This window comes from Coleofasciculus sp. H7-1, from assembly GCF_057473865.1.
On the sequence record NZ_JBYCCT010000063.1, the window covers coordinates 1 to 4,970 of the forward strand.

Annotated in this window: 6 protein-coding genes; all 6 read right to left on the reverse strand. The window is 46.8% G+C overall.

From position 1 onward, the window contains the following. Positions 1 to 363 precede the first annotated feature (363 nt). Positions 364 to 1,143 carry an MBL fold metallo-hydrolase gene (locus AC2VDX_RS15580; RefSeq protein ID WP_378179648.1) on the reverse strand — a complete coding sequence of 260 codons (780 nt, stop codon included), beginning with the start codon at positions 1,141 to 1,143 and terminating at the stop codon, positions 364 to 366. A 91-nt stretch (positions 1,144 to 1,234) separates the two neighbouring features. Continuing rightward, a complete protein-coding gene (locus tag AC2VDX_RS15585; RefSeq protein ID WP_378179651.1) occupies positions 1,235 to 1,822 on the reverse strand; it encodes an anthranilate synthase component II in 588 nt (195 codons plus the stop codon). A 51-nt stretch (positions 1,823 to 1,873) separates the two neighbouring features. Beyond that, positions 1,874 to 2,326 carry a diacylglycerol kinase family protein gene (locus AC2VDX_RS15590; RefSeq protein ID WP_378179654.1) on the reverse strand — a complete coding sequence of 151 codons (453 nt, stop codon included), beginning with the start codon at positions 2,324 to 2,326 and terminating at the stop codon, positions 1,874 to 1,876. Between the two features lie 103 nt (positions 2,327 to 2,429). Next, a complete protein-coding gene (ybeY, locus tag AC2VDX_RS15595; RefSeq protein ID WP_378179663.1) occupies positions 2,430 to 2,936 on the reverse strand; it encodes an rRNA maturation RNase YbeY in 507 nt (168 codons plus the stop codon). A 22-nt stretch (positions 2,937 to 2,958) separates the two neighbouring features. Next, positions 2,959 to 3,174 carry a DUF3285 domain-containing protein gene (locus AC2VDX_RS15600; protein ID WP_378179657.1) on the reverse strand — a complete coding sequence of 72 codons (216 nt, stop codon included), beginning with the start codon at positions 3,172 to 3,174 and terminating at the stop codon, positions 2,959 to 2,961. A 252-nt stretch (positions 3,175 to 3,426) separates the two neighbouring features. Beyond that, a protein-coding gene (gene prfB / locus AC2VDX_RS15605; RefSeq protein ID WP_378179660.1) for a peptide chain release factor 2 occupies positions 3,427 to 4,537 on the reverse strand; the annotation gives its coding sequence in 2 pieces (ribosomal slippage) (positions 3,427 to 4,461 and positions 4,463 to 4,537; 1,110 coding nt in all). Positions 4,538 to 4,970 lie beyond the last annotated feature (433 nt).

Consider the following 4,970-nt stretch of genomic DNA (forward strand, 5'->3'; position numbering starts at 1 on the left):
ATCTGTCAAAGCAAGGGGGCATAGCGGCGGGAGTTGTCTCTTTCATCCCTCAAACCTCAACGTGAAATGTCTGTTATTACAGTATTATACTTCCATTGACTTTTGATTTTAGTTTAAGTCCCATTAGTGAAAAATTTTTTTGACTGTGACTATCGGGGAAAAATAAATGCCAAAAATAAGGGTGACATTGATATGTATCTTGTCACCCGCCTCAAAAAGTGTTTTTCGCTAGATCCAGCAGGATTGTTACCCAATGAGGATTTTAATCAACTTTATGCGGCAATCCAATCGGGGCATAGTTAATAGCCATTAGTCAATAGTCATTAACCAAATAATAACTAAGAACTAATCACTAATGACTGTTTAAAACTTATAACTCATCACTGCGATCGCTGTGCCATTTTCTGGCAAATCCGTTGATTTAATCGTCAAAGTGTCACTATTGACGCGGCGCACTGGCATTCCATCCATCAATGCCAAAAATTCATCCACGGAGACAATATCGCACTTCCCAGAATCGGCGGCTTGGGTGCGGTAATGCGTGGGAATCGCCAATTTTGGATTGAGGACTTGTACTGCCTGCTTTGCTTCCTGAGGCGTGTAGGCTTTGTCACTTCCGCCTACGGGTACTAACAATACATCGGGACGCCCCATCAGGATTTTTTGCTCAATATCAATCGGTGCAGCAGCACCTCCTAAATGCAGAATATTGATTCCCCCTTGCGTCCAACGCCAAGCCACGTTCGTGCCAAACCGGCGTCCACCGTTGCGATCGTGGTTAATGGTAATTCCTTGAATTTTTAGGTTGTCAACTTGGTAAACTCCCGGTTTATACAAAAACTGGGGATTCCCTGGCAACCCCTCCACCGCCCCTTCATCGAGCAATAGGCTGCTGACTAGCACTAAATCTGCCGCCACCTTCGATGAACGATACCCAGCCGTACAGCCCAGCTTCTGAAAGGGATTCGCCAAGACTCGTTTACCATTCCCAGTAAACAAAAAGCTGGTATGCCCCAGCCATTTAACAGACACAGATCCACCAGGTGTTGCCGCCTGATAAGTCTGAAATCCAGAAGCCAAGCCTGTTCCTAATGCTGTAAGCAAACCCGCCCCAGCATAGCGCATCAACTGTCGCCGTTTCATCAGAATTTAGTCCTCAGTCATTAGTCATTAGTCCTTTGCTAATCGCTAATGCTTAATTGAGCAATCAACAATTAGCAATTAGCCATTAGCACTAAAGAGATTCCAGGAAGTTTCGCAGCAGGTGCTTTCCTGAAGTCGTCAGAATACTCTCCGGATGGAATTGGACGCCCTCAATGTGCGGATAGTTCCGATGCCGGACGCCCATGATGGTTCCGTCGTCTACCCAAGCCGTAATTTCTAGGACATCAGGGCAGCTTTCGCGGTCGATCGCTAAACTATGATACCGGGTAGCGGTAAAGGGATTATCTAATCCTCGAAATACGCCTACACCCGTGTGATGAATTGGAGAAGTTTTGCCATGCATCAACATGGGTGCAGAAACAATTTCACCGCCGAATACTTGACCAATGCCTTGATGTCCCAGACAAACGCCTAAAATTGGTACCCCGGAACCCATCTGTTGAATTAACTCCAGGGAAATTCCAGCATCTTCTGGACGCCCTGGTCCCGGCGAAATCACAATTCCATCTGGTTTAAGTTTTTCGATTTGCTCTAGGGAGATTTGGTCATTGCGATACACCTGAATCTCAGATGCTACGGGCAGTTCAGCGCCCAGCTCTCCCAGATACTGCACCAAGTTATAGGTAAAACTGTCGTAATTATCAATAACCAGAATCAAATGTAAACTCCTTGTGAGTCAGAAGCCTTCAAACTCAGAACTCAAAACTACTTAGCGCAGCATCGACTGAATCCGAATTACAAGGGGTGGCAAAAGCAGCGAACCAGCTACCAATACCGACACTAGCGCCGAAACCAGAACGGCACCGGCAGCACAGTCTTTAGCAATTTTGGCAAGCTCATGGTAAGCCTGCTTAACCGTTAAGTCAACAACCGACTCAATTGCCGTATTCAATAACTCCAGCGCCAACACTAACCCAATTGTTATCCCAATCACCGCCATTTCCACTGCCTTCAACTGCAAAAAGACACCCAAACCAATGGCTAGGGTGCCTATGACTACATGGAGGCGAAAGTTGCGTTGGGTAATAAAGGCATATCGAAGTCCGGCCCAAGCATATTTAAAACTAATTATTAAGTTGGGCGCAATTTGCCAAGCTAAATCCCGGTTTGGTTTCACTACATCAGAGCGGTTCAAAGAAGGTGTGGAAATTTCTTGAGACATGGCAAGGGTTTTACGGGCCTGAAGGGCATTAACCATCGCTCCGGCTGGCGCGTGGGCGAAACTTGAATCTAAGTACAGATGAAGGCTATTGGTTATAGTTGGGCTAGATAGTAAGACCAATAACCTGGAGTAAAGTTTCCTGCTGGTTCAACATTTTAGTCAGGCTATCTTCATCGGGATGATCCCAGCCGAGTAGATGAAGCAAACCGTGAGCCGCTAACCAGGCTAGCTCTGTTTTTAAGGGATGTCCCTGTTGTTGAGCCTGCCGAGTCGCAGTCTCAACGGAGATGGCGATATCACCGAGATATAGAGGTGTATCCGCCAAAAAATCCATCGGCTGAGGACAGTCTACCTCTAAGGATGCAAAAGCTAATACATCTGTCGGTTTATTTTGATGACGATACTGGGCGTTGAGGGTTTGTATTTCCCTATCGTCTGTGAGGCGCAAACTCAGTTCATAGGCATCCGCTTTAGGAATATCTGGATGCAGAGTTTCCATCCAACGGTGGAACCAAGTTTCCCAAGTTTCAGGTGAAATTTCTTCTTGGGCACTGGCATCTGCTGGACTGGAAGAGAAGAAATAATCTTGGACGCTAATTTCGATGTTTATGCCCATGCAACCGTGTTCCGGATTAACGAGTCAGGTAGGAAAGACCGATAAGAAGCGCCACAAGACCAATGGTTGACAGGGCAAAATGTTTTAACGAAGTGCCCCCTTTTCGCACCATGTTTCGCATTGCTAGCTTCACGTAGCTGGGTTGAGGCTCCGTCGAGGCGGGTGTCGATTCAAAAATGGGTTCTGGAGTTTGTGGTTCTGCCGCTTGTGGCGGTGAAGAGGAGTTGCTCATACGGATAATTACTTAAGACTCAAAAGTGGTTTTTCCAGCTGATGATAAGCCAGGGATCAACTTTTCTTCCAACAATGTAACAGTTTGTTTCGCAATTGATGTCAAATCACAAAATCATCAAGTAAAGGACAGAGGGGCGATCGCGCAAAAGCGATCGCTCCTCTGTCCACCCGATTCCACTAATTTCTTAGTGTCTTGGTGGTTAAGTGACCCTCTAAGTTAGGCTGCCCTAAACACCAAACGGCGCAGCTTTCAAGTAAGCTGATTTTCTTGGCGCAGATAGGCTTCAATGAACGAATCGAGGTCGCCATTCATCACATCGTTAATGGCAGTCGTTTCCACAGTTGTCCGCAGATCCTTGACCATCTGGTACGGGTGGAAAACGTAGTTACGAATTTGGTTGCCCCAAGCTGCCTCTACCATATCGCCTCGAATGTCGGCAATTTCCTTGGCGCGTTGCTCTTGGGCGACAATCAGCAACTTAGCTTTGAGGATGGCAAGACCTTTTTCTTTGTTTTGCAGCTGACTTCGCTCTTCTGTACAGCGCACGGCAAGACCAGTGGGAACGTGAACAATCCGCACCGCTGTTTCCACTTTGTTGACATTTTGTCCACCTTTACCGCCAGCCCTAGAGGTGGTGATTTCCAAATCCTTATCTGGAATGTCCAGAGTCACCGATCTATCTAGAGTTGGCATCACTTCCACTCCAGCAAAGCTTGTTTGGCGCTTGTCGTTGGCGTTGAAGGGCGATATCCGCACCAGCCGGTGGGTTCCTTTTTCTGCCTTCAGGTAGCCATAGGCATAACGTCCCTCAACCTCTAAGGTAGCTGACTTCAGCCCCGCTTCTTCCCCTTTGGAGATTTCCGCTAAGGTAACTTTGTAACTGTGGTTTTCCGCCCAGCGAGTGTACATCCGCAGCAACATTTCTGCCCAGTCTTGGGCGTCTGTGCCACCCGCACCAGCGTTAATGGTTAAAACGGCTCCGCTTTGGTCGTAAGTACCGGAAAGCAGCTGTTGCAACTCCCAGCGGTCAAGTTCCTGGTTGAGCTTGGTGACGTTGCTTTCAGCTTCCGAGAGTAGTGACTCGTCGGCTTCTAATTCCAGCAGTTCCACAACCGCCCTGGCGTCTTCCAGGCTGTTTTTCCACTGGTGAAATTGCTCTAGGTGGGATTTGAGGTCATTGAGTTCTTGGAGGGTTTTCTGGGCAGTAGTTTGGTCATCCCAAAAATCCGGTTGAGCCGCCACTTGCTCCAAGTCTTGAATTTTGGCAGTTAGAGCAGGAACGTCAAAGATAGTCCTGGGTTTTACCCAGGCGATCGCACAACGTTTCGACTTCGCGTTTAATGTCTAGTAGTTCAATCATTGTTTTGAGCTTTTTCCGATGAGCGCTTGGTAGTAAAGTTGCACTCTTTTCGATCTTAACTGGAGTCTTTCTCCCAATCGCTAAGACCTGAATAAAGAGAGCGGACGAGGGGAACAGGGGGAGTTACCAATTATCCCTTACCTCATTACCCAATTAAGATTGAATTTGTGGAGTAACTGCTGGAACGTTAAAGATGGTCTTGAGCTTGATCCAGATGCTGAGACAATGTTTCTACTTCACGTTGGATGTCTAAGATTTCCAGCAGCGCTTTATCTTGAGCGCTGCAATCAAATTTATCTAACTTTCTTAGCGGGACTTAAACAATGAATTAAAACCAAATGAGTTATGATCCATGCCAGATAAGAAGTTCACGTTGAAAAATACCCATGAAGGAAACTACACCCGACGCAATGCCTCCATGCTTTGAGAAATG